Origin of the sequence: Dactylosporangium aurantiacum, assembly GCF_000716715.1 — a bacterium.
GTDB lineage: Bacteria > Actinomycetota > Actinomycetes > Mycobacteriales > Micromonosporaceae > Dactylosporangium > Dactylosporangium aurantiacum.
Window position 1 is genome coordinate 1 of record NZ_JNYJ01000197.1, and the last position, 252, is coordinate 252.

Below are 252 nucleotides of genomic sequence, written 5' to 3' on the forward strand. Positions count from 1 at the left end.
CCGCCCTGGCCGGCTGCGCCCCGTCCACGAACACCCCCACCCCGGCCGGCACCGAAGGCCTCAAGGACGACGGGGTGAAGGAGTTCCCGTTCACGTCCTGGTCGTTCAACGAAGCGGTCACCAAGGAACCCATCCAGGCACAGATCAGCAAATACACCGCGGCGAACGCCGGTGTGAAGATCAGCACGCCGTCGTACCCGTACAACGACTACCTCAACCAGCTGCTGCTGCAGGTCCAGGGCGGGCAGCTGA

Annotated in this window: 1 pseudogene; it reads left to right on the plus strand. The window is 65.5% G+C overall.

From position 1 onward, the window contains the following. Positions 1-252 (plus strand): annotated as a pseudogene (locus OP18_RS59065) (ABC transporter substrate-binding protein); the annotation flags it as partial.